Source organism: Proteus sp. G2674, from assembly GCF_009915195.1.
Lineage (GTDB): Bacteria > Pseudomonadota > Gammaproteobacteria > Enterobacterales > Enterobacteriaceae > Proteus > Proteus mirabilis.
Genome location: NZ_JAABLS010000008.1, coordinates 19,807 through 42,729 on the forward strand (window position 1 = coordinate 19,807; position 22,923 = coordinate 42,729).

Below are 22,923 nucleotides of genomic sequence, written 5' to 3' on the forward strand. Positions count from 1 at the left end.
CCTTAAAACCCAAAATAAATTTTTTGTCAGATATGAGATGTCTTTTCTCAATATATAGAAAAGACATCAACTTTACTTACATCGCTACCACGTTCTACCAATATTAAACTGGAATTGCTCAGATTTATCGCCTTCGTAATCTTTAATTGGCTTCGCATAAGAGAAGACTAACGGACCTAAAGGTGATAACCACTGTAAAGCCACACCGGTTGAAACACGTATATTACTTGCCTTACCAAAATCAGGCATACCAGCAGTCCAATTAGAATTAGTACTGTTCCAGTTGGTATCCCATACCGTACCCGCATCAACAAACATTGAAGTTCTGACGGATGAGGAATATTTATCATCAATAAATGGCGTTGGTGTGATCAGTTCAAAGCTGGCGACTGCCATAGCATTACCACCGACCGCATCGCTAGATAATGAAGGATCAATTATCGTACGCCCATCTTTTGCAATTTTTTTCAAATAAATCGCTTTAGGACCGATATTATTGGAACGGAAACCACGCACTGTACCAGAACCACCGGCATAGAAGTTTTCATAGAAGGGTAATTCTTTACCCCCTAAACCGTCACCGTAACCTAAACGACCTTTGAACAAGGTGACCCAAGACTCTTTTTCATCAAGAGGGTAATAAGCCATACCGTCCCAAGTTACTTTATAGTACTTGTTATCAGAACCCGGTATGGTAATACGCCCACTTAAATTACTTCTTGCCCCAGAGGTTGGGAAGAAACCACGGTTTAAGTTATTAAATGTCCACCCAAGACTGACAGTATAGTCATCCGCATTAAAGGATTCGCGTTTATCAAAGCCTGGGTTTTCCCCCATACTTTCAAGATAACGCCACATCGCCACTTGAGGTTCCATCCGTGACAAGCCGTTATGCGTATAGCCTAAGCCAAGACGAGCCGAGTTATATTCATTGATAGGGAAACCTAAGGTGCCGTCTAACCCATAAGATTTATTGGTATAGCCGGATAAATCTGCATCATTAGCTCGGAAATCGTTATAGAAAATACGACCCCCTAAGCTGACACCATTTACAGTAAAGTAAGGATCAGTGACTGACAATTCAGCATACGTTGAGTAATCATTTTTACTGGCATTAATCGCAACAGCATTCCCCGTTCCTAACCAGTTATCCTGTGTTACCCCAACTTGGAAGCTGACACCACTTTCTGTACCGAAACCGACACCAAAGTTAAGTGAACCCGTATTACGCTCTTTGACACGATAAACGATATCAACTTGATCAGGTGATCCGGGAATACGCTGTGTTTCCGTTTCGACTGTTTCAAAATAACCTAAACGGTTTAAACGCTCTTTACCTTGTTCAACTAAATCGCTACCTAACCAAGCCCCTTCCATTTGACGCATTTCACGACGTAAAACAGAGTCCTTGGTTATATCATTACCCGCAAAACGGATTTGACGCACATAGAAACGATTTCCTGCATCAACGTTAACATGCAGTTTTACCGTTTTATTTTCATCATTGATTTCAGGATTTGTCATCACCCGTGGATAGGCGTATCCATAGCGACCTAATAGATTTTTAATTTCATTTTCTGTTTTGGTCACTTGAGCACCGTTATACAGTGAGCCTGGTGCGATTTGGATCAGATCTTCAATCTCTTTGGTATAGCCTGCGGTATTACCATTGATTTCGGTACTTTCAACCGTGTATTTATCACCTTCTTTCAGGTTAATAGTAATATAAATACCTTTTTTATCAGGCGTTAAGCTAACGTTTGTGGATTCAATATCAAAACGGGCATAACCACGATCTAGATAAAAACTTCGTAATGTCTCTAAGTCACCAGCGAGTTTTTGTTTCTGATATTTTTCATCAGCCGCTAAGTTCCACCAAGGCACATCATCACGTAGTTGGAAGCGGTTAACTAATTCAGCAGTACTAAATGCTTTATTACCAACAATATTGATTTGTTGAATAGTAGCTGAAACACCTTCGGCAAATACCAGTTTTAAATCAACACGGTTACGAGGAAGAGGAGTCACAACAACTTTTACTGTGGCGTTATATTTACCAACACTATAGTAGAAATCTTCAAGACCTTTCTCAATATTAGCCAACATTGTTCGGTCAAGTGTTTCACCAATACGGATATTGGAAGCATCAAGATTTTGCTTAAGCATATCTTCTTTAATTGCTTTGTTACCTGAGAAAGTAATACTCGCAATTGTTGGACGCTCTTTAACTTGAACAATAAGTACATTTCCGTCACGCAGAACCCGAACATCATCGAAGTTTCCTGTCGCAAATAATGAACGGATAGTTCGACTAATATCATCATCGCTGACCGAATCTCCAACTCGGACAGGCATGTTCAGTAATGCTGCACCAACGGCGACGCGTTGAAGACCTTCAAATTGAATGTCCTGAACTACGAATCCGTCTGAACCGTATGCAGTGGCGCTGCCCAGCAGCAGCGACGCTATAAGCAACTTTTTCATCGCCATCGTTGTTTTGTGTTTTCCTAACCGGTCCCTGCTTATTTTATTATAAGCGAGAGAAATCATTGAAAAGTGCAAGTCCCATTAACAGCATCAGTGCCATAACACCGAAACGATAACAGACATCTTGTACACGCTCAGATACCGGCCCTCCCTTTATCTTCTCGATAACCAGGAAAAGCAGGTGCCCACCATCTAAGACAGGCAGGGGAAACAAATTAATGATCCCCAGATTGACACTGATAAGTGCGATAAACATCAAATAGTAAACAAAACCTGAATCCGCAGACATTCCAGCGCCTTTAGCGATAGAAACCGGTCCACTAAGATTTGTTAACTTGACATCACCAACCACTAACTTGCCAATCATTTTGACAGTCAAACCCATTAACTGCCATGTTTTATCAGATGCTTCATATAACGCTGAAAATGGGTTGTATTGTTGCATTATCAAGTATTGCTCATCTGGCGGTAATACTTGTAGCTTCGCACCCACTTGTCCAACTTCGCTACCATCTTTCAGCGCTATTGCTGTAGGAGTAATATTTAACACCAAAGAAGCACCGTTACGTTCAACTAACAGTTCCAACGTTTTGTTGGGGCTTTGTCGAACAAAATAAGTAAATGGGTGCCAAGTATCAATTGGCTGACCATCGACTTTAACGATCCGATCCCCTGCTTGTAAACCTGCTTTTTCAGCCGCAGAGTCTGGTGTTACTTCTACAACTTTAGAGTCCAACCGTGCGCCAACAGGCATGATGCCTAGGGATACGATAGGATCTTGTCTTTCAGGATCAAAATTCCACTGTTGCAAATTCAGTATATTCTCACTCTCAGAAAGAGAGTTAGGCTGAGTTACAACGAAAGTCACCTCTTTTGCACCAATCTTACTCACTAATGCTAAACGAACAGCATTCTGATCAGGCGTTTCGATACCTGCAACGGATTTTAGTTCCATTCCCGGCGTTAATTTTGCTTGTTCTGCGATAGAATCAGGGCGAATATCTGCAATTATTGGCTTTAATGCCGGCACCCCTATCATAAAAACAAGCCAATAAGCCACAATGGCTAATAAGAAATTTGCAATAGGTCCGGCGGCAACAATAGCGGCTCTTTGCCCGACGGTTTTATTGTTAAAAGCGAGATGACGACGCTCTGGTGCAACTTCGGCGACACGCTCATCCAACATTTTTACATAGCCACCTAAAGGTATCCATGCAACGACAAATTCGGTGCCATGTTTATCTGTTTTACGCCAAATCGCTTTACCAAAACCAATAGAAAAACGCTCAACATAAACGCCACAGCGTCTTGCTACCCAAAAATGTCCAAATTCATGTACCGTAATAAGAATACCTAAAACGATAATAAACGCGGCTAGATTCCACAGGATACCCATTGCTTACCTTTACATTTGAAAGCCAGAAGAAACTAAAAACACCAATCCAGCGAAAACAGGGATCGCCGCAGTCAAACTATCAATACGATCTAGCACACCACCATGCCCAGGGATAAGCTGACTACTGTCTTTGATGCCGGAAACACGTTTAAACATACTCTCAGCCAGATCGCCGAATACGGAAACAATCACCACGATGCCCGAAATCAGTAATAGATGGTTAGGCACTTCAGTAATTGGTGCGAAACGCGTAAATAGCCATGAAACAACACCTGCAGTGATTAACCCGCCCACCAGACCTTCCAAGGTTTTACCCGGTGATACTTTCGGTGCCATTTTATGTTTACCCATTAAACGGCCAAATGCATAAGCCCCTGAGTCCGCAGCCCAAACCAATAACATGACATACAGTAACCACCAGGCCCCTGTATATGAGTTTGTACTATATCCCAACATACGTAGCGCCATCATGCCACAATAAAAAGGAACAATCGTCAATATACCGAACAATAACTTAAGAAGAACAGAATTTTTCCACATATTGGCTGAATTCGGATAACTGACAACTAATAAAATCGCCGCTACCCACCAAAAGAGCCCAGCCCATAAGCTATTCTTAATCATTGCTGTATCAAGCAGGTGATCAAAATCCGGTAACGAGGCTTGCATAAGAACTAAGAGTGCAGCAAATCCAACACCAGTAGCAATACGTTTACCTTGAGAATGCCAGCCGATAAATTGAGCCCATTCCCAACCCGCTAAGCCTGAAATGGCAATAATAACTAATCCAAATCCTGCGGGAGGAAGAAGAAATAAAGCAGCAATAACAATAGGGATTAGTATTAATGCAGTAATGACACGATACTTAAGCAAATTATCCTCCCAGATTTACAGTATCTGTTTCCGATGTAGTACCACCGAAACGTCTTTCCCGTTTAGCAAAAGCATCAAGTGCATTCTGAAAAACTTGTTCATCAAAATCAGGCCATAAAACCTGTGTAAAATATAACTCAGCATAAGCAATTTGCCAGATAAGGAAATTACTTATACGATGTTCTCCACCTGTGCGGATCACAAGATCTACAGGTGATTGATCGTGTAAACACAAGTGTGAGGATATCGCATTTTCATTAATATCTTCGACAGCTAACTCCCCTTTTGCGAGGGAACTCGCTAATTGTTGTACACTTTGTGTAATATCCCATCGTCCACCGTAATTGGCAGCAATATTTAAATTGAGTCCGGTATTATTTGCAGTCAGTGCAACAGAGTTTTTTATTCTATCTTGTAAACGACGACTAAAGCGGCTGATATCACCGATAATTGTTAATCTGACATTGTGTTTGTGTAGGCTTTTCACTTCATTATCTAATGCAAAAACAAACAACTCCATCAAAGAACTCACCTCTTGTTCAGGGCGATTCCAGTTTTCGCTGCTAAATGCATATAACGTTAGTGATTCAATTTTATGTTTGACGGAAAAGCTAACCGCATCTCGAACTGCTTTAATTCCCGCGCGATGGCCCGTAACTCGGAGTTTCCCTTGTTTTTTTGCCCAACGTCCGTTGCCATCCATAATGATGGCAACATGCTTTGGTTTTGATGCGGATGAATCGTCACTGGATAAGTTCACTCAATTTAACCCTTTGCTAATCTGATACTGATACAGACAGTCCTCTTCGGATAACCTACGCACAAAAAAACCGTGTGACTCCACGGCCTTTGGCAAAGCCTCAAAGTTGCTAAAGCGGTTGCTTTAGTAATGAACTGTTAATTTTCATTATTGTCTTTAGTGATTTGGCAACTATACCATTAGCCAGAAAGACGAACAAACACACTCTGGTAAATATCATCATCATTATACAATTTGTGCGATAATCTGCTGTGTTTGTAACCTTGCTAATTTATCAATTTCTAAAACATCGTCGATACTTTGAGGCTCAGAGAGGTCAAAATGTTCAACCACTTTGCGATTAATTTTAGCAATATCAGTGAATTTTACTTTTTCGTTTAAAAAAGCATCAACAACAACCTCATTAGCGGCATTTAATACCGTTGTTGAAGCTTGTCCCCGTTGCGAGGCTTCGATGGCAAGTGCTAAACAAGGATAGCGCTGATAGTCTGGACGGATAAATTCTAGGGCTTGTATCTCAAAAAAATCTAATGCTTTCGCGCCCGATTGGGTGCGATGAGGGTATGCCATGGAATAAGCGATAGGCGTTCTCATATCTGGCTCACCAATTTGTGCGATAATGCTACCATCACGATAGCGAACCATTGAATGGATCACCGATTGGGGATGAATAATGACTTCCATCTCTGCTTCCGAGGCATTAAAGAAATAACGAGCTTCGATATATTCCAAGCCTTTATTCATCATAGTGGCTGAATCAACCGAAATTTTACGCCCCATTGACCAGTTTGGATGTGCGCAAGCTTGGTCTGGAGTCATTGCATCTAGCTCATCTAAAGGCGTATAGCGAAACGGCCCACCGGAGCCTGTGAGTAAAATACTGGTGATGCCATGGGCTTCTAAAGATGCATGACCTAAATTGTCTTGAATACCTGTAGGTAAACTTTGGTAGATAGCATTATGTTCACTATCAATAGGTAAAACCTTCGCACCATATTTAGCCACCGCATCAAAGAATAAACGACCACTCGTGATCAGGGATTCTTTATTGGCTAATAAAATTCTTTTCCCTTTTTCTATCGCAGCCAGTGTAGGCTTAAGCCCCGCCACCCCTGTAATAGCAGACATCACTTGATCGGCTTCATCCAATGCAGCAATTTCATTAACAGCATTAGAGCCTGATAATATTTCCGTTTTACACGATGTATTGGCTAATAATTGTTTCAGCTCACCGGCACTTTTTTCATCTGACATCACCGCATATTTAGGCTGAAAAGCGCGACATTGCTGCGCCATTTTAGTTGCATTTTTTCCAGCCACTAAAGCAAGCACCTGAAACTCATCAGGGTTATTTTCAATGACGGATAACGTACTTGTTCCGATAGACCCTGTTGAGCCTAATATAGTTATTTGTTTCATTATTAATCAATCAGTATATCAATAACATTTTCATTAAAAGGAATTATATCAGCATGACGAGATAAATGAGGGGAAAGATGATAACTTTAATAAATAATGTGATAAAAAGAAGATATTAGGCATTTATTTTCCAGTAAATGCTCAAAAATAATGCCACATTTCAGTGGCATTATCATAAAAAGAATAAAAATTAGAATTCCATTAACTCAGCTTCTTTCAGCGTTAATGCTTCATCAATTTTTTTAATGAACATATCAGTTAATTTCTGAATTTCATCTTGTGAACGGCGTTCATCATCTTCACTAATTTCTTTATCCTTCAGTAATGCTTTGATTTTATCATTAGCATCACGACGGATATTACGAATAGAGACACGACCTTGTTCTGCATCTCCACGCACAACTTTGATTAAGTCTTTACGACGTTCTTCAGTTAACGGAGGCAGTGGAACACGGATGATCGCGCCTGCAGATGAAGGATTTAAGCCTAAATCTGATGCCATAATCGCTTTTTCAACAGCAGGTGCTAAAGTACGATCGAACACCGTAATTGCCAATGTGCGACCATCTTCTGCCACAACGTTAGCAACTTGATTTAATGGAGTTGGTGCGCCGTAGTATTCTACAACAATACCATCTAATAGGTTTGGAGACGCACGGCCAGTACGAACTTTATTAATTTGGCTTTTTAGTGCTTCAACGCTTTTGTCCATGCGTTCTTGAGCATCTTTTTTGATTTCATTAATCACGTTATAAACCCTTGGGAACTGGTTATCTTCCAGACGATATCAAATTATGATATCGACATAAATGAATTGGCGTACTTTAAGATGTTAACGCCAAATTATACCATTGTCTCTGTGTATTAAGCGTGAGAAATCAAAGTTCCTTCACTTTCACCCATTACAACCCGACGTAATGCACCCGGTTTATTCATATTGAATACGCGGATAGGTAAATTATGATCTCGGGCTAATGTGAATGCAGCAAGATCCATGACTTTCAATTCACGTTCTAATACATCCTGATAAGTCAGCTTTTCATATAATACCGCATCAGGATCTTTGGTTGGATCGGCTGAAAATACACCGTCAACTTTTGTCGCTTTCAATACAACGTCAGCTTCAATTTCAATACCACGTAAACACGCAGCTGAGTCAGTCGTAAAGAATGGGTTGCCTGTACCTGCCGAGAAGATAACAACTCGGCCATGGCGTAATAAGCTAATAGCCTCAGCCCAACTGTAGTTATCACAAACACCATTAAGTGGAAATGCTGACATTAATCGTGCATTGACATAAGCACGATGCAATGCATCACGCATTGCTAAGCCATTCATTACTGTGGCGAGCATTCCCATGTGGTCACCCACAACACGGTTCATACCTGCAGCTGCTAGACCAGCGCCACGGAACAAGTTACCACCGCCAATTACGACACCGACTTGTATGCCCAATTCAACGAGTTCTTTAATTTCCTGAGCCATGCGATCAAGTACGCTCGCATCGATACCAAAACCTTCTGCGCCTTGCAGGGCTTCGCCACTCAGCTTTAATAAGATTCGCTGATATACGGGTTTTGCATTGGTTGCCATGGTGTTCTGTCCTAAGCAGATTAGTTAATTGGAGGTTTTAGATAGCCTTACTCTTTTCAAAGAAAAGCAAACTGTCAGTGGAGATTGTAACAAAACAGAACCGCCTTAAGGCGGTTCCATTAACGCAAAGCGTTATTATTTGCTCATTGCCGCAACTTCTGCTGCGAAATCAGCTTCAACTTTCTCAATACCTTCACCAACTTCGAAACGAACGAAGTTAATGATTTCAGCATTGTTTTCTTTCAGCAGATCGCCAACAGTTTTGCTTGGATCCATAACGAAATGCTGACCAGTCAGAGAGATCTCACCGGTGAATTTGTTCATACGACCAGTAACCATTTTTTCTGCGATTTCGCGTGGTTTACCTGATTGCATTGCGATGTCCATCTGGATTTGGTGCTCATGCTCAACAACATCAGCAGGCACATCTTCAGGGCGAACATATTCTGGTTTGCTTGCAGCAACGTGCATAGCAATGTGTTTGATCAGTTCTTCGTTAGCGCCTTTAGCTGCAACTAAAACACCGATACGAGCACCGTGCAGGTAAGTACCTAACTCTTCGCCTTCTAAAATAGCAACGCGGCGAATGTTGATGTTTTCACCAATTTTTGCAACTAATGCAGTACGAGCGTCTTCGAATTTCGCTTTCAGTGCTTCGATATCGTCAGTTTTGTCTGCTAATACTGCAGCCATAACATCTTTACCGAATGCGATGAAGCCAGCATCTTTAGCAACGAAGTCTGTTTCACAGTTCAGTTCAACCAGCGCACCGAATTTACCATCAGCAGCAACTTCTGCAAGGATGATACCTTCAGCAGCAACGCGACCTGCTTTTTTAGCCGCTTTTGCTTGACCTGATTTACGCATGTTGTCGATAGCTAATTCGATATCACCGTTAGCTTCAACCAGCGCTTTTTTACATTCCATCATGCCTGCGCCAGTACGTTCACGCAGTTCTTTTACCAATGCAGCGGTAATTCCAGACATTTGTTTCTTCCTCGACTTTTCTATGGGCGAGCCATAGATGTTCTCATAGCAGATGTGTAAAGGGGGCCTATTGAGGCCCCCTAACCAATATATAGCAATACCTGGTTAAATAAGGGCTCTTACGAGCATGCCTTATTATTCAGCTTCGACTAAGCCTTCTTCAGCCTGAACAGCCAGATCTTGAGAACGACCTTCACGAACAGCTGTTGCTGCAGCGGTCAGATATAATTTAACCGCACGGATTGCATCATCATTACCAGGGATAATGTAGTCGATACCATCTGGATCAGAGTTAGTATCAACGATAGCAAATACTGGGATACCCAGGTTGTTTGCTTCTTTGATAGCAATGTGTTCGTGCTCAGCATCGATAACAAACAGAGCGTCAGGTAAACCGCCCATGTCTTTGATACCACCCAGGCTGTTTTCTAACTTACCAAGTTCACGAGAACGCATTAACGCTTCTTTCTTGGTCAGTTTGTCAAAAGTACCGTCCTGAGATTGAGATTCTAAATCTTTCAGACGTTTGATTGACTGACGAACAGTTTTCCAGTTAGTCAGCATACCGCCTAACCAGCGGTGGTTTACATAAAACTGGTCACAGCTTTCTGCTGCTTCTTTAACAGCTTCAACGGCAGAGCGCTTTGTACCAACAAACAGGATTTTGCCTTTACGAGAAGCAATTTTGTTCAGTTCAACCAGAGCTTCATTGAACATTGGAACAGTTTTTTCCAAGTTAATGATATGAACTTTGTTACGCGCACCAAAGATGAATGGTTTCATTTTTGGATTCCAGTAACGAGTTTGGTGACCGAAGTGAACACCGGCTTGTAGCATATCGCGCATTGAAACAGTTGCCATTTTAGACCTCTATAAGTTTAAATTTGGGGTTATTTCCTCCACAAATCCCATACGACCGACTCATCAGCTGTAAAGATTAAACCTTTACATAAGAGCACCCCGGCGTATGTGTCGATTTGTGTGTGTCATTAACACAATTGAATGTTTTCAGATTTACTGCTATTTCTTAAACCTCACATGGTGAAGTCATAGCCAATAACAGAACTCCGGCGCGCTTTATACCATAAATAACCTCAAGAAACTACTATTAGTTACGGTTTCACTGCCAATATATCGGTTAACAACAGCGAATAAAAAAGCGCAATATGTAAAGACAACAAACAATATAAGGCGTAATGTGCCTGATTATTGGCGATATCAAACAGATTACTCCTATCCTCTTTGATTGGCACACCCACTTTCTGCTGATATCATAAATGGTAATTAGAATTATTTCTCACCATCATAATTCATAGACCTGCAATACCATGCAATAATGATTGTATTGTGGCTTTTAAATCTATTAATGAAGAACTCAAATGGCTATTGTAATCAAGACTGAAGAAGATATTCAAAAAATGCGCGTCGCGGGTCGTCTTGCGGCTGAAGTCCTTGAAGTTGTCGCACCCTTTGTAAAACCCGGCGTAAGTACAGCGGAATTAGATCGTATTTGTCATCAACATATTGTTGATGTTCAGCAAGCTATCCCTGCTTGCTTAAACTATCATGGCTTCCCTAAATCAGTGTGTATTTCTGTTAATGATGTTATTTGCCATGGTATTCCTAGTGAAGATAAAATCTTAAAAGACGGCGATATTGTTAATATTGATGTTACTGTCATTAAAGAGGGTTTTCATGGCGATACGTCAAAAATGTTTATCGTCGGTAAACCGACTATTCAAGGTGAGCGTCTGTGTCGGATCACCCAAGAAAGTCTCTACCTTGCAATAAAAATGGTAAAACCAGGTATTCGCTTACGTGAATTAGGTAAGGCCATTCAAAAATTCGTTGAAGGACATGATTTTTCTGTGGTACGCGAATATTGTGGACATGGTATTGGCGAAGGTTTCCACGAAGAGCCTCAAGTATTACACTATGATGCTGATGACGGTGGTGTTGTATTACAAAAAGGCATGGCATTTACTATCGAGCCGATGGTAAATACTGGAGATTACCGTATTCGTACCATGAAAGATGGTTGGACAGTGAAAACCAAAGATCGCGGTTGGTCTGCTCAATATGAGCATACTTTAGTGGTTACCGACAATGGTTGTGAAATCATGACACTGCGTAAAGAAGAAGAGCCATTTATTTCTGCTGTATTAATCAACGAATAAATCGCACTCTTCTAAAATGTAAAAACGACATATTTTTTCGAGGTATGTCGTTTTTTTTATTTTCAACTTTGGTAAGAAAATAGAAATGCTAGTCAGGTTACCGTTTTAACATTACTCTTAATATAATCAGCATATATGAGTGAGATGATTAACTATGATAACCTCTAATACCTTTCAAACAGCACCACCGTCCCCTTCGTTGCTGACTGAAAATACGCTAGATAGTACTTTACTAAAACACTCTATTGAACAATTTCAGTCATGGTTAGCAGATGCTTTTCATCATGATGCTGATGTTGCTTTGTTACTACAAGCTCGTAGTCACTTTATCGACCAACTACTCACACAATTATGGCGTTATACTGAATTAGCGGATCACCCTGATCTCTGTATCATTGCCGTGGGAGGCTATGGTCGCCAAGAATTACACCCTCTTTCTGACATTGACTTGCTATTTTTAAGTCAACAGCCTCTTCCACCCCAACTTGCCGAAAAAGTGAGTCAATTAATTACCTTGCTTTGGGATATCCGTTTAGAGATAGGTGTCAGCGTAAGAACGATGGAAGAGTGCCTTTTAGAAGGACTGTCTGATTTAACTATTGCCACCAATTTACTAGAAGCGCGTCTTGTTTGTGGTAATAACGCACTCTATCAACAATTAATTAAACATATTTTTAGCCAAGGTTTTTGGCCATCGCCTGATTTCTTTGCAGCTAAAATTGAAGAGCAAGAACAACGTCACCAACGCTTTCATAGCACCAGTTATAATCTAGAGCCTGATATTAAAAGTAGTCCTGGGGGACTTCGTGATATTCACACCCTTATATGGGTCGCTCACCGTCATTTTGGCGCAACATCAATATCTGAAATGGTCAACTTTGGCTTTTTAACCCCTGCCGAAGGACAAGAATTACTCGAGTGCCAATATACCTTATGGAAGATCCGTTTTGCGCTACATTTAGTCCTCAATCGTTATGACAATAGGTTACTGTTTGATCGCCAATTAAGCGTTGCCCAACTTTTAAATTATCAAGGTGAAGGCAACCAACCTGTCGAAAAAATGATGAAGGATTACTATCGCGTTACTCGCCGTGTGAGTGAGCTAAACGATATGCTACTGCAACTCTTTGATGAAGCAATCCTCGCATTACAACCCAATGTTAAACCTCGCCCTCTTGACAAAGAATTTCAATTAAGAGGTACATTAATTGATGTTATAGACGATGAATGTTTTCTTAATGATCCTATTGCCATTATGCGGTTATTTTTACGTATGGCTGAGCATGCAGAGATAACCGGAATTTATTCGACCACACTACGCCATTTGCGTTATGCCCGTCGTCATTTAGTACAACCTTTATGTGAGTACCCACTAGCTAGACAAGTATTTATGCAAATCTTACGTCATCCTAGGGCGGTTTCGGGGGCATTTGTCCCAATGCATAAACATAGTGTATTAAGTGCTTATTTCCCACAATGGAACAATATTGTCGGTCAAATGCAGTTTGATCTATTCCATGCTTATACAGTTGATGAGCATACTATCCGTGTATTACAAAAACTTGAAAGTTTCGCTGATGATGCAAATCGAAACCGACATCCTCTTTGTGTCGATATCTACCCGAAACTACCTCAAATTGAGTTATTAAGACTTGCTGCTCTATTTCACGATATTGCTAAAGGACGACATGGTGATCACTCTTTATTAGGTGCACAGGATGTTATTAGCTTTGCTCAACAACATGGACTAAATCAACGAGAAATCGCTTTAGTTGAATGGCTTGTAAGTCATCACTTACTTATGTCAGTAACGGCACAAAGACGTGATATTCAAGATCCCGATGTTATCTTCCAATTTGCCTCTGAAGTCAAAAATGAGAGCCGTTTACGCTATTTACTCTGTCTCACTGTTGCTGATATTTGTGCAACAAACAGTAGCTTATGGAATAGTTGGAAACAAAGCTTACTGCGTGAACTATTTCTCGCTACGGCCAATCAATTACGCCAAGGGATGCACTCTATTCCAGATTTACGGGAACGTATCCGTGATCACCGTCAGCAAGCACTAACTATTTTACAACAGCAACAGGTCGATGAAGAAAAACTGCAAGCGATTTGGGCTCGTTGTCATGCGGACTATTTTTTACGTCATACTCCAGAGCAAATTGCTTGGCATGCTCAGGCACTTATTGAGCACAATAGTGCTGAGCCTATGGTATTGATTAGCCAACAAACCGAGCATGGTGGTACAGAGGTATTTATTTGGTGTGCTGACCGACCTTCTCTATTTGCTTCTGTTGCAGGTGAGCTAGATAGACGTAATTTAAATATTCACAACGCACAAATTTTTACTAATCGCGACAATATGGCAATGGATACCTTTATCGTTTTAGAACCTAATGGTAAACCACTGGCGATTGATCGCTATCATGCTATACGCCAAGCGCTTATTCGCGTTGTATCAGCTCCTTATAACGCCAATGCCAAAACCCGTGCTTTACCAGCTAAATTACGCCATTTTGAGGTACCCACTAAAATTAACTTTATCGCCTCTAACCATAATAAACGTACTTATATGGAGTTATTTGCACGCGATCGCCCAGGCTTATTAGCTATTATAGGTAAGGTTTTTGCCGATCTTTCTCTTTCGTTACATGGCGCAAGGATCACCACTATTGGTGAGCGTGTTGAGGATTTTTTCGTATTAACAGATAACGAAAATAATGCGTTAAACCAAAAAATGAAGGATGAAGTCGTAGAAAGGTTGACAAAAGCCCTCGTTTCAAAGGATAAAATATAGAAACCCACGACAATACATATAGGAAATACTATAGATGCAAGCATTACAATCTATTATTGATAACGCCTTTGAACAACGCGCTGAAATCACACCAGATAATGTTGAACCACAGGTACGCGATGCGATTAATAACGTTATCGCTCAACTAGACAGTGGAAAATTGCGAGTTGCTGAGAAAATTAATGGTCAGTGGGTTACTCATCAATGGCTAAAAAAAGCGGTTCTACTCTCTTTTCGTATCAGTCACAATCAAGTGATTGACGGTAGCGAAAGCCGTTATTTTGATAAAGTGCCAATGAAATTTGCAAATTACGATCAAGCTCGTTTTGAAAAAGAGGGATTTCGTGTTGTGCCACCTGCTGCCGTCAGACAAGGGGCCTATATTGCTCGTAATACGGTTCTAATGCCTTCTTATGTCAATATTGGTGCTTATGTGGATGAAGGAAGTATGGTGGATACATGGGCAACCGTTGGTTCATGTGCGCAAATTGGTAAAAATGTCCATTTATCCGGTGGCGTTGGGATCGGTGGCGTATTAGAACCTTTACAAGCTAACCCAACCATTATTGAAGATAACTGCTTTATTGGAGCACGTTCTGAAATTGTTGAAGGTGTGATTGTTGAAGAAGGCTCTGTCATTTCAATGGGTGTTTATATTGGACAAAGTACCAAAATTTATGACAGAGAAACTGGCGAGATCCATTACGGCCGTGTTCCTGCTGGTTCAGTGGTGGTTTCTGGTAATTTACCGTCAAAAGATGGTCGTTACAGTTTGTACTGTGCTGTGATTGTAAAAAAAGTCGATGCTAAAACACGTGGAAAAGTGGGTATTAATGAATTGTTAAGAACTATCGACTAATATAATAACAGCGGATAGAATGAATTCTGTTCGCTGTATCTCATTCATCTTTCTATCTGGTGCCAATATATGTACGATAATTTAAAAAATTTAGGGATCCAACATCCTGAAGATATTGATCGCTATACCCTACGTCAAGAAGCTAACAACGATATTTTAAAAATTTATTTTCGCAAAGATAAAGGTGAATTCTTTGCAAAAAGTGTAAAATTTAAATATCCACGCCAACGTAAAACAATTTCTGATACTCAATCAGGACAAGGTTTTAAAGAAGTCAATGAAATCAACACTAATTTACGTTATGTGATTGAAGAATTAGATCAAATTTGCCAGCAAGATCAAGTGGAAGTGGATTTGAAACATAAAATCCTCGATGATTTACGTCACCTTGAGCACGTTGTTGCCAATAAAATTGCTGAAATTGAAGCCGATTTAGAAAAATTGACTCGTCGTTAATTAATTGTCCCAATTTTATAAAAAACACCGCTTATAACTATTCACAACTTAATAGTAAGCGGTGCTCTTTAATAAGATAGCCATGATCCATCAATTTATTGCTCAAGTAACCGATTAATTTAATTCAATAATGTAGCCCAGTTTTCCAGCCAATCTATAGCAAATACTTCTGGCTCGGCAATATCCATACTGTCTATTTTTAATATTTCACCAATACGCTTTGCTTGATGCTCTTGTAATAACGCTTCAAATTGCATACCTGCACCACAAAAATTATCGTAACTGCTATCACCTAACGCAATTAGGCCATAATGTAAATTAGGTTGATAACCGACATTATCTCGTAGCTCATAAAATAAAGGTGCTATTGTATCGGGTAAATCGCCTTGGCCGGTTGTAGAGCTTATCACCAGTACTGTTGAATATTTTTGCCAATCGGCAAGTGTACCTTCTTCATAGATATTAGCTTGATGTTTATGCTCAAGCAAAATGCGCTGCGCTTCTTCAGCAACCGCCAATGCATTTCCATAAACAGTACCAACAAAAATGCCGATTTTAGCCATAATGTCCCCTATTTCATTTATCTATAATCATAGTAAATCACATACTATATTATTGATATACAATTTATGCTCTATATTTCTTCTCTCTTTCTCTATTTCTCTCTACAATAAATGATTTATAAATTTTATTCCATTCTGTGCGCTCTTTAGAGAATCGCCAAAAAATATCGTTTTTAGGCATTGATTCATTTATTATTTTAGCTACTAATTTGCAAGCCCAATCAGGTACATAATTATTTTTAAAATCTTTAGATTCAAGCAAAAAGAATAAATCCCTATCCAATATTTCTAATTTTTTAACAGCATTATCATTTATCTCTTTTTTTCTTAGGTATTTGTTTTTAAATAATAATTTATATAACTTAAGGAAAAAACCTTTATTTTCCTTTAATGATTCATTATAAGAAGATAATTGAGAAAACATATCTTTAATATTATTAAAAAAAAACTTTTTAAAATCAATATTAATTTCGTTAACTGTAGTAAAATTAGATTTATATATTTCTTGATCAAAATAATATAACTGATTAGATTTAAACTCCTTCATCTTTTCTATAATTTCATTAAGTTCTTCAATTGTTATTTTTATTTCACTTAACTCTATCTCAATATCTTTTTTAGATAAAAACTGACTATCTTTGTTAAAGACATTACATTTTTTTACCAAAGTTTCAATAGACATTTTGAATTGGTCAATGAGGCCGGAATTACAAGTACCATTATCAGTTTTAGAACTAATTAAATTAGATAGATTATCTATATACTCTACAGTTTTTAATAACCCTTGGCTAGAAATAGCTAACAACTCATTCATTTTCTTTTTATCTTTATCAAGTTGTTCCATCAGGACTGTTTTTTTTGATTTTTTGGTTTTTTTTGGGGGGTCTTTTTTTTCTGTTTTTTCAAAATTATTTTTATTATGAGAATCATCGTTTGTTATATCAGTATTCTCTGGTTCCTTAAAAATTTTATTCGAAATAGTAGTTATATGTTGATATTTAAGCAATGTATTATTATATAATGTAAATCCTGGATTACACCTAATTTTATTTACTATCTCTTCTATGTTATCAGAAATCTTTTTTTCTTCTTTAGAGATAAAACTATTAATTATTATATTTTTATTACTAAATATTTTATTAAAAAGTGTACTAGAATTATCTTTATTCTTTAACAAAGAGGAAAATAATACATTTATATCATTAGTATCTTTTATTCCTGATACAATTACCTTATTATCAAGTATTTTTATTTTATCAGTTAATCTTTCTTTTTCAACAATATCTTTTAATTTATTCAGCCTATCTTCTTTTTTATTTTTTTCAAGTATGTATTTTTCCAGAGCACATTTCAACTCTAATGTAAATTTAAGAAATAAAACTTCTTTATCTTTATTAACAATCATAAAGTCTCTATTAGTATTGCTTATAAGTAAAGATAAATCTTTTCTTCCTAAAGAAATATCATCTTTTCCAAAAGAGATGTTTTTTTTATTTCCTATAGAGAGCACAAAAGTTTTATATTCATTATCTTTTACAAATAATTTCATTGTCATTTAATCTCTTAAACTCTGTTTATGTTCTAAAATAATTACATAATTAATACCTATATTATTTCAATAAAAAAACACTCTTAGCTGATGCATAAGAGTGTTTTCTAATTTAGTCAAAAATAATTTATTTTTCAGTTGTACCTATAGACCGAATATATTCATCCATTTCAGTTTTTAAATTATCAGACTTAGGGCCAAAAATGGCTTGAATACCGGATCCAACCACCACAACACCAGCCGCTCCCAGTCTTTTCAGCTCATCACGATCGACCTTATCAATCTCTTTTACACCAATACGCAAGCGTGTAATACAAGCATCTAAGCTACTGATATTATCTTTACCACCGAAAGCAGCGACTAAAGATTGTCCCATCGCACTTTTATCCGCTTGTTTCGCGTTTTTATCTTCTACTTCTCGCCCTGGGGTTTTCAGGTTGAGTTTCACGATTAAGAAACGGAAAATAGAGTAATAAGTTATCGCATAAAGTATGCCAATAATTGGGAATAGATACAGTTTACTGCTATTGCCACTCAATACGATAAAGTCGATTAAGCCATGAGAAAAACTTGTACCGTCACGCATACCTAACAAGATACAAATAACAAATGCTAAACCGGCAAGAATGGCATGAATAACATAAAGAATAGGTGCTACGAACATAAATGAGAATTCAATTGGCTCTGTGATCCCTGTTAAAAAGGCAGTCAATGCCGCAGAAATCATGATCCCGCCAACTTTTACACGGTTTTCAGGACGTGCTGTATGCCAAATAGCAATGGCCGCCGCAGGTAGACCGAACATTTTAAATAGGAAGCCACCTGATAACATCCCCGCAGTTGGATCACCTGCCATATAACGTGGAATATCACCGTGGAACACTTGTCCTGCGCTATTTACATACTCACCCACTTGCATTTGGAATGGTACATTCCAGATATGATGCAGACCAAATGGCACTAACGCACGCTCAACAACACCATAAATACCAAATGCAACGGCTGGATTTTGATACGCAGCCCACTCAGAAAAACGTTGAATAGCAGTACCAATAGGAGGCCAAATAAAGGATAAAAGAATACCGACAAAAATCGCAATCAGACCAGAAATAATAGGTACAAAACGTTTACCTGCAAAGAAGCCTAAATATTCAGGAAGTTTAATACGATAAAAGCGGTTAAACATTGATGCGGCAATAATACCGGCAATGATCCCACCGAGTACCCCCGTATCAGTTAAACGTTGTATTTCAACACTATCAGGAGATAATCCTAAGACCCAAGGTGCCACCACCAGCATGGTTTTTGACATAATGCCATAGGCAACGACGGACGCAAGAGCTGAGACACCATCATTATTGGTAAACCCTAACGCCACACCAATAGCAAAAATCAGTGGCATATTAGAGAAAACCGATCCCCCCGCTTCTGCCATCACTTGAGAAACAGAGACAGGGATCCATGATAGTCCCGCAGACCCAACCCCTAGTAAGATACCGGCAATAGGTAGCACAGATACCGGTAACATTAAGGATTTTCCAATTTTTTGTAAAACAACAAATAGGTTTTTAAACATCAAGCAGACTCCCGAATATGGGTTGTATGTGTTATAAGTTTTTTATTTGTTTAAAGTTAAGGTAGGTTTATTCAATTAACTTATCTAATAATAAGCTCTATTTATTTTACATCATAAAATAAATACATTATTGAATATATGATAGCTGTCACGTTTCAGTTCATATCTTTTATCAATAAAAGTAACTTTTTACATTACAACAAGTTATTGAGTAATAAAATTTGCGCAAACTACCAAAACTTAAGTAAATAAGCCTTGATAGTCACGATAGGTAAGCAATATTCAAATATCAGAAGGTACAAAATGGTGAGCTAAATCCTCACCGAATTGCTCTAATTCGGGCTTTAGACCACGCCAGCCAAACTGATTAATCAGATGTTGCCATGGCAGATCCCACTTTGCTGTTAAGTTAAGAGGTAGTTGAGTGATCGGATGAATTAAGTCTAGCTGACTTGCGTGTAACATCAAACGATGTGATTGAAAATGATTTACGACCCCACGATTTTGTCGTAAATCACCATGGGCTGTATCCCCAATAATAGGATGACGAATATGAGACATATGACGGCGCAATTGATGCTTACGCCCCGTTTCAGGACGTAATTCCAATAAGCTAAAACGCGATGTTGGATAGCGCCCTATCGCCACTTCTTTTTCCACTTTTGCAAGTGGCACACAATGCGTAATACAGTGTTGAATTTTAGGAGGTTGAGAGGCAAATTTGTCAGCGATTTTGTCATGCTCTTCAACAAGTGGGCTATCAATTATCATTGGCTCTTCAACATAGCCACGCACAACCGCATGATACACTTTCTCCATTTGATGTTGTTCAAAACAGACTGAAAGTGTTCTTGCAACCTCGGAAGAGAGCGCCATTAATAGCACTCCGGATGTGGGTCTATCTAAACGATGAACAGGAAAAACATGCTGACCAATTTGATCTCTTAATGTCTGCATCACAAACACGGTTTCATGCCTATCAAGCCAACTGCGGTGAACAAGCCATCCCGCCGGTTTATTCACCGCCACAAGATATTTATCTTGATAAATAATATCTAGCATCATTGACCTTATTGCTTAAATAACGCATCAAGTTCACGAAGGTGATTGAGTAAATCCACATAATCACGCGTCTCATCGTCCTTAAATGCTTCTTCATAATAAGGTGCGATAGCAAAAGCCGTCGGCAATGCCATACCACTGTCAATAAGAGAAGATAAACGAGGGATCAGAACCCATTGCAACCATTCATGCGCCTCCATTGTATCAATACAAAAAGGCTCTGAGCTTGCAAAAGCCTCATCATTAGGCGCATCCAATTGCCATAACCCTATGTTTTTCATCTCTTCTTCAATTAATAACAGTCTTGCTAAAATGTGTTGTTCTGAGGTCATTGTTTATTCCTTACATAAAAACAGAATAAGCATAACATTGGGGCTGAAAGAGTGAAAAACAAATAGAAAATAAAGGGGCCGTAGCCCCTTTAGACAAGAAGATATGATTATCTAATATAATACCTGCATCCTAGCAGAACCGTTTTATTGTCATCTGTCATCCATGATGATGAAAGTCTATATCCTGTATTAATGGAAATATCCTATTTCCTACATCCTTGATTACTTTCTTTATCACGGTTACCAAATAATCCCTTAGTTGGCGGAGGTAGAATGCCAATAATTGGTTAGTGAAACAACCCACAAAACAAAGGTAATCAATAAAGAAAAACCATCACGAAAAACAATGCATTATTAATCCATTGAAATTATTTAACAAACAAAAAAAGCATTACGCAATATTTACATTTAGTGAGCTAAAGATGCTCTTTTTGTAAGATATATCTCACAGAAAAAATAGCTAAATGATTACCTTACTTATCAAAAACAGGGATTAATTTTGTCAAAAATAGTGATAAATTATCTGCAAGCACTTCCCTTTTCTTTTGACCAAAAGTTTCTAGTATTACTTCACCTGAAAGATTACATACAGAAATAATATCGTTTTCAGACGCTGTTGTACCGATAAACAAAGTCGGGGTGAGCTTCAATCTTTTTTGTGTCACAAGGTGTCCGATCATATTCTCTTGTAGGCGAATAAAATCCTCTTCACTCCAAATTTGAAGCAGAGTAAAGTTGAGCGAATCAAAACGGACTTGCATATCACCAGCATATTGCGTAGTAAAATAGTCATGTAATTCAGGGCGAATAATAATCCCCATCGCTTTTTCAACTTTTTCTAATTTATCTCGACCCGTAAAAGGCTGTGGTAACCAATAAACCACATTATCTCCGGTACGAGAAATACAAGGAGAAGGAATACCATAAAGCTCATGGCTGGCAGGAGGAAACCCTGACTCTTGTTGCCATAAATCAACATAATTTTGCGTAAGCTGTTTTAATTCAGTGGAAATATCATTCATCGTTATCATCGTCTGTAGGCATAAAAAAGAGAAATATATCCCTTATGTTACCTGATAATACCGGTAATTTTGAGCGCCAATAATAAAGCGTTCATATACTCTTGATATTTCGCTAGTATAATCACGGCTCTTTCCATTTTTTGATGACATTAGGATATCGATTATGTCTTTATATCAGGGAGATAAGGCTCTCGAAGCACTATCATTAGGCAAAGAAACACAATACCACACACACTATGATGCGAGTCTATTACAAGGTGTGCCTCGTCGCTTAAATCGAGATTCACTCTCTTTAACTGCTGACAATCTACCTTTTCATGGTGGTGATATCTGGACAATGTATGAGCTATCTTGGCTCAACAGCCAAGGCTTACCCCAAGTGGCTATTGGCCATGTGGAATTAGATGCAACGACAGAAAATCTCATCGAATCAAAAAGCTTTAAGCTCTATCTCAATAGCTTTAATCAAACTCGTTTTGAAAATTGGCACATCGTTGAAGAAACATTACTCAAAGATTTAACTGCTTGTGCTAAAGGCAAAGTACATCTAACACTTTACCCACTTTCCCATTTTACCTCACAGCCTATTGTCGATTTTGTAGGAGAGTGCATTGATAACCAACCTATTGAAATTGATAATTACCAATTCGATAGCCAATGGTTAAACGGATCAACAACAGATACACTGGTTGAGGAGACGCTTGTTAGTCATCTGCTAAAATCAAATTGCCTGATCACGCACCAACCTGATTGGGGATCTGTGATGATCCAATATAAAGGCAAAAAAATCGACCGTGAAAAACTACTACGCTATCTTGTATCCTTTAGACAGCATAATGAATTTCACGAGCAGTGTGTTGAGCGAATATTCCACGATATTATGACATTTTGTTCACCAGACACATTAACGGTTTATGCAAGATACACTCGCCGTGGAGGATTAGATATTAATCCTTGGCGTAGTAATTGTGAGTTTGTTCCAGAAACTGGCCGCTTAGCCAGACAATAACGT

Annotated in this window: 20 protein-coding genes; 5 read left to right on the plus strand and 15 right to left on the minus strand. The window is 38.7% G+C overall.

Translation table 11 applies throughout. The features are described from left to right. Nucleotides 1-84: 84 nt before the first annotated feature. From bamA to rpsB, 9 genes are all read right to left on the minus strand, one after another. Nucleotides 85-2,490, minus strand: a complete 2,406-nt coding sequence (gene bamA / locus GWI58_RS02090; protein ID WP_062814534.1) for an outer membrane protein assembly factor BamA — start codon at nucleotides 2,488-2,490, stop codon at nucleotides 85-87. Nucleotides 2,491-2,530: 40 nt separating this feature from the next. Further along, the gene (rseP, locus tag GWI58_RS02095) at nucleotides 2,531-3,883 is read right to left on the minus strand and encodes a sigma E protease regulator RseP (RefSeq protein ID WP_004248715.1); all 1,353 of its coding nucleotides are present in this window, start codon (nucleotides 3,881-3,883) and stop codon (nucleotides 2,531-2,533) included. Between the two features lie 9 nt (nucleotides 3,884-3,892). Continuing rightward, entirely contained in the window at nucleotides 3,893-4,756 is an 864-nt protein-coding gene (gene cdsA / locus GWI58_RS02100) for a phosphatidate cytidylyltransferase (RefSeq protein WP_004245467.1), read from the minus strand. A 1-nt stretch (nucleotide 4,757) separates the two neighbouring features. Beyond that, nucleotides 4,758-5,459 carry a (2E,6E)-farnesyl-diphosphate-specific ditrans,polycis-undecaprenyl-diphosphate synthase gene (ispU, locus tag GWI58_RS02105; protein WP_155195897.1) on the minus strand — a complete coding sequence of 234 codons (702 nt, stop codon included), beginning with the start codon at nucleotides 5,457-5,459 and terminating at the stop codon, nucleotides 4,758-4,760. A 282-nt stretch (nucleotides 5,460-5,741) separates the two neighbouring features. Further along, on the minus strand, nucleotides 5,742-6,935 hold the full coding sequence (gene ispC, locus GWI58_RS02110) for a 1-deoxy-D-xylulose-5-phosphate reductoisomerase (protein WP_036918958.1): 1,194 nt from the start codon (nucleotides 6,933-6,935) through the stop codon (nucleotides 5,742-5,744). Between the two features lie 190 nt (nucleotides 6,936-7,125). Continuing rightward, complete coding sequence (frr, locus tag GWI58_RS02115) at nucleotides 7,126-7,683, minus strand: ribosome recycling factor (protein WP_004245470.1); 558 nt, start codon at nucleotides 7,681-7,683, stop codon at nucleotides 7,126-7,128. 116 nt (nucleotides 7,684-7,799) lie between these two features. Further along, on the minus strand, nucleotides 7,800-8,528 hold the full coding sequence (pyrH, locus tag GWI58_RS02120) for a UMP kinase (protein WP_004245471.1): 729 nt from the start codon (nucleotides 8,526-8,528) through the stop codon (nucleotides 7,800-7,802). Nucleotides 8,529-8,663: 135 nt separating this feature from the next. Continuing rightward, nucleotides 8,664-9,515, minus strand: a complete 852-nt coding sequence (gene tsf, locus GWI58_RS02125) for a translation elongation factor Ts (protein ID WP_004248719.1) — start codon at nucleotides 9,513-9,515, stop codon at nucleotides 8,664-8,666. Between the two features lie 135 nt (nucleotides 9,516-9,650). Further along, the gene (rpsB, locus tag GWI58_RS02130; protein WP_004245475.1) at nucleotides 9,651-10,376 is read right to left on the minus strand and encodes a 30S ribosomal protein S2; all 726 of its coding nucleotides are present in this window, start codon (nucleotides 10,374-10,376) and stop codon (nucleotides 9,651-9,653) included. A gap of 518 nt (nucleotides 10,377-10,894) precedes the next feature. Between rpsB and map the strand changes: the two genes are divergently transcribed. The 4 genes from map to GWI58_RS02150 all read left to right on the plus strand — a co-directional run bounded on the left by map (nucleotide 10,895) and on the right by GWI58_RS02150 (nucleotide 15,807). Next, the gene (gene map / locus GWI58_RS02135; RefSeq protein ID WP_161768864.1) at nucleotides 10,895-11,692 is read left to right on the plus strand and encodes a type I methionyl aminopeptidase; all 798 of its coding nucleotides are present in this window, start codon (nucleotides 10,895-10,897) and stop codon (nucleotides 11,690-11,692) included. Nucleotides 11,693-11,846: 154 nt separating this feature from the next. Continuing rightward, nucleotides 11,847-14,492: a bifunctional uridylyltransferase/uridylyl-removing protein GlnD gene (gene glnD, locus GWI58_RS02140; RefSeq protein ID WP_004245479.1), complete on the plus strand. Its 2,646-nt coding sequence runs from the start codon at nucleotides 11,847-11,849 to the stop codon at nucleotides 14,490-14,492. 34 nt (nucleotides 14,493-14,526) lie between these two features. Further along, complete coding sequence (gene dapD, locus GWI58_RS02145; RefSeq protein ID WP_004245480.1) at nucleotides 14,527-15,351, plus strand: 2,3,4,5-tetrahydropyridine-2,6-dicarboxylate N-succinyltransferase; 825 nt, start codon at nucleotides 14,527-14,529, stop codon at nucleotides 15,349-15,351. A 69-nt stretch (nucleotides 15,352-15,420) separates the two neighbouring features. Continuing rightward, nucleotides 15,421-15,807 carry a DUF3461 family protein gene (locus GWI58_RS02150; RefSeq protein ID WP_004245482.1) on the plus strand — a complete coding sequence of 129 codons (387 nt, stop codon included), beginning with the start codon at nucleotides 15,421-15,423 and terminating at the stop codon, nucleotides 15,805-15,807. Between the two features lie 119 nt (nucleotides 15,808-15,926). On the opposite strand, the gene GWI58_RS02155 is transcribed toward GWI58_RS02150, so the two are convergent. The 6 genes from GWI58_RS02155 to syd form a co-directional block, all read right to left on the minus strand. After that, nucleotides 15,927-16,370, minus strand: coding sequence for a flavodoxin (locus tag GWI58_RS02155; RefSeq protein ID WP_161768865.1), 444 nt, complete (start codon nucleotides 16,368-16,370; stop codon nucleotides 15,927-15,929). A gap of 64 nt (nucleotides 16,371-16,434) precedes the next feature. Next, nucleotides 16,435-17,925, minus strand: a complete 1,491-nt coding sequence (locus tag GWI58_RS02160; protein WP_161768866.1) for a hypothetical protein — start codon at nucleotides 17,923-17,925, stop codon at nucleotides 16,435-16,437. 121 nt (nucleotides 17,926-18,046) lie between these two features. Continuing rightward, nucleotides 18,047-19,495: a PTS glucose transporter subunit IIBC gene (ptsG, locus tag GWI58_RS02165; RefSeq protein ID WP_004249509.1), complete on the minus strand. Its 1,449-nt coding sequence runs from the start codon at nucleotides 19,493-19,495 to the stop codon at nucleotides 18,047-18,049. A gap of 282 nt (nucleotides 19,496-19,777) precedes the next feature. Then, nucleotides 19,778-20,557 (minus strand): tRNA pseudouridine(65) synthase TruC, encoded by a 780-nt coding sequence (truC, locus tag GWI58_RS02170; protein ID WP_161768867.1) that lies wholly within the window; start codon nucleotides 20,555-20,557, stop codon nucleotides 19,778-19,780. A gap of 8 nt (nucleotides 20,558-20,565) precedes the next feature. Further along, complete coding sequence (locus tag GWI58_RS02175) at nucleotides 20,566-20,889, minus strand: YqcC family protein (protein WP_004245488.1); 324 nt, start codon at nucleotides 20,887-20,889, stop codon at nucleotides 20,566-20,568. 473 nt (nucleotides 20,890-21,362) lie between these two features. Continuing rightward, nucleotides 21,363-21,911, minus strand: a complete 549-nt coding sequence (gene syd / locus GWI58_RS02180) for a SecY-interacting protein (protein WP_161768868.1) — start codon at nucleotides 21,909-21,911, stop codon at nucleotides 21,363-21,365. A gap of 163 nt (nucleotides 21,912-22,074) precedes the next feature. On the opposite strand from syd, the gene queF reads away from it, so the two are divergent. Next, complete coding sequence (gene queF, locus GWI58_RS02185; RefSeq protein WP_049208523.1) at nucleotides 22,075-22,920, plus strand: NADPH-dependent 7-cyano-7-deazaguanine reductase QueF; 846 nt, start codon at nucleotides 22,075-22,077, stop codon at nucleotides 22,918-22,920. Nucleotides 22,921-22,923 lie beyond the last annotated feature (3 nt).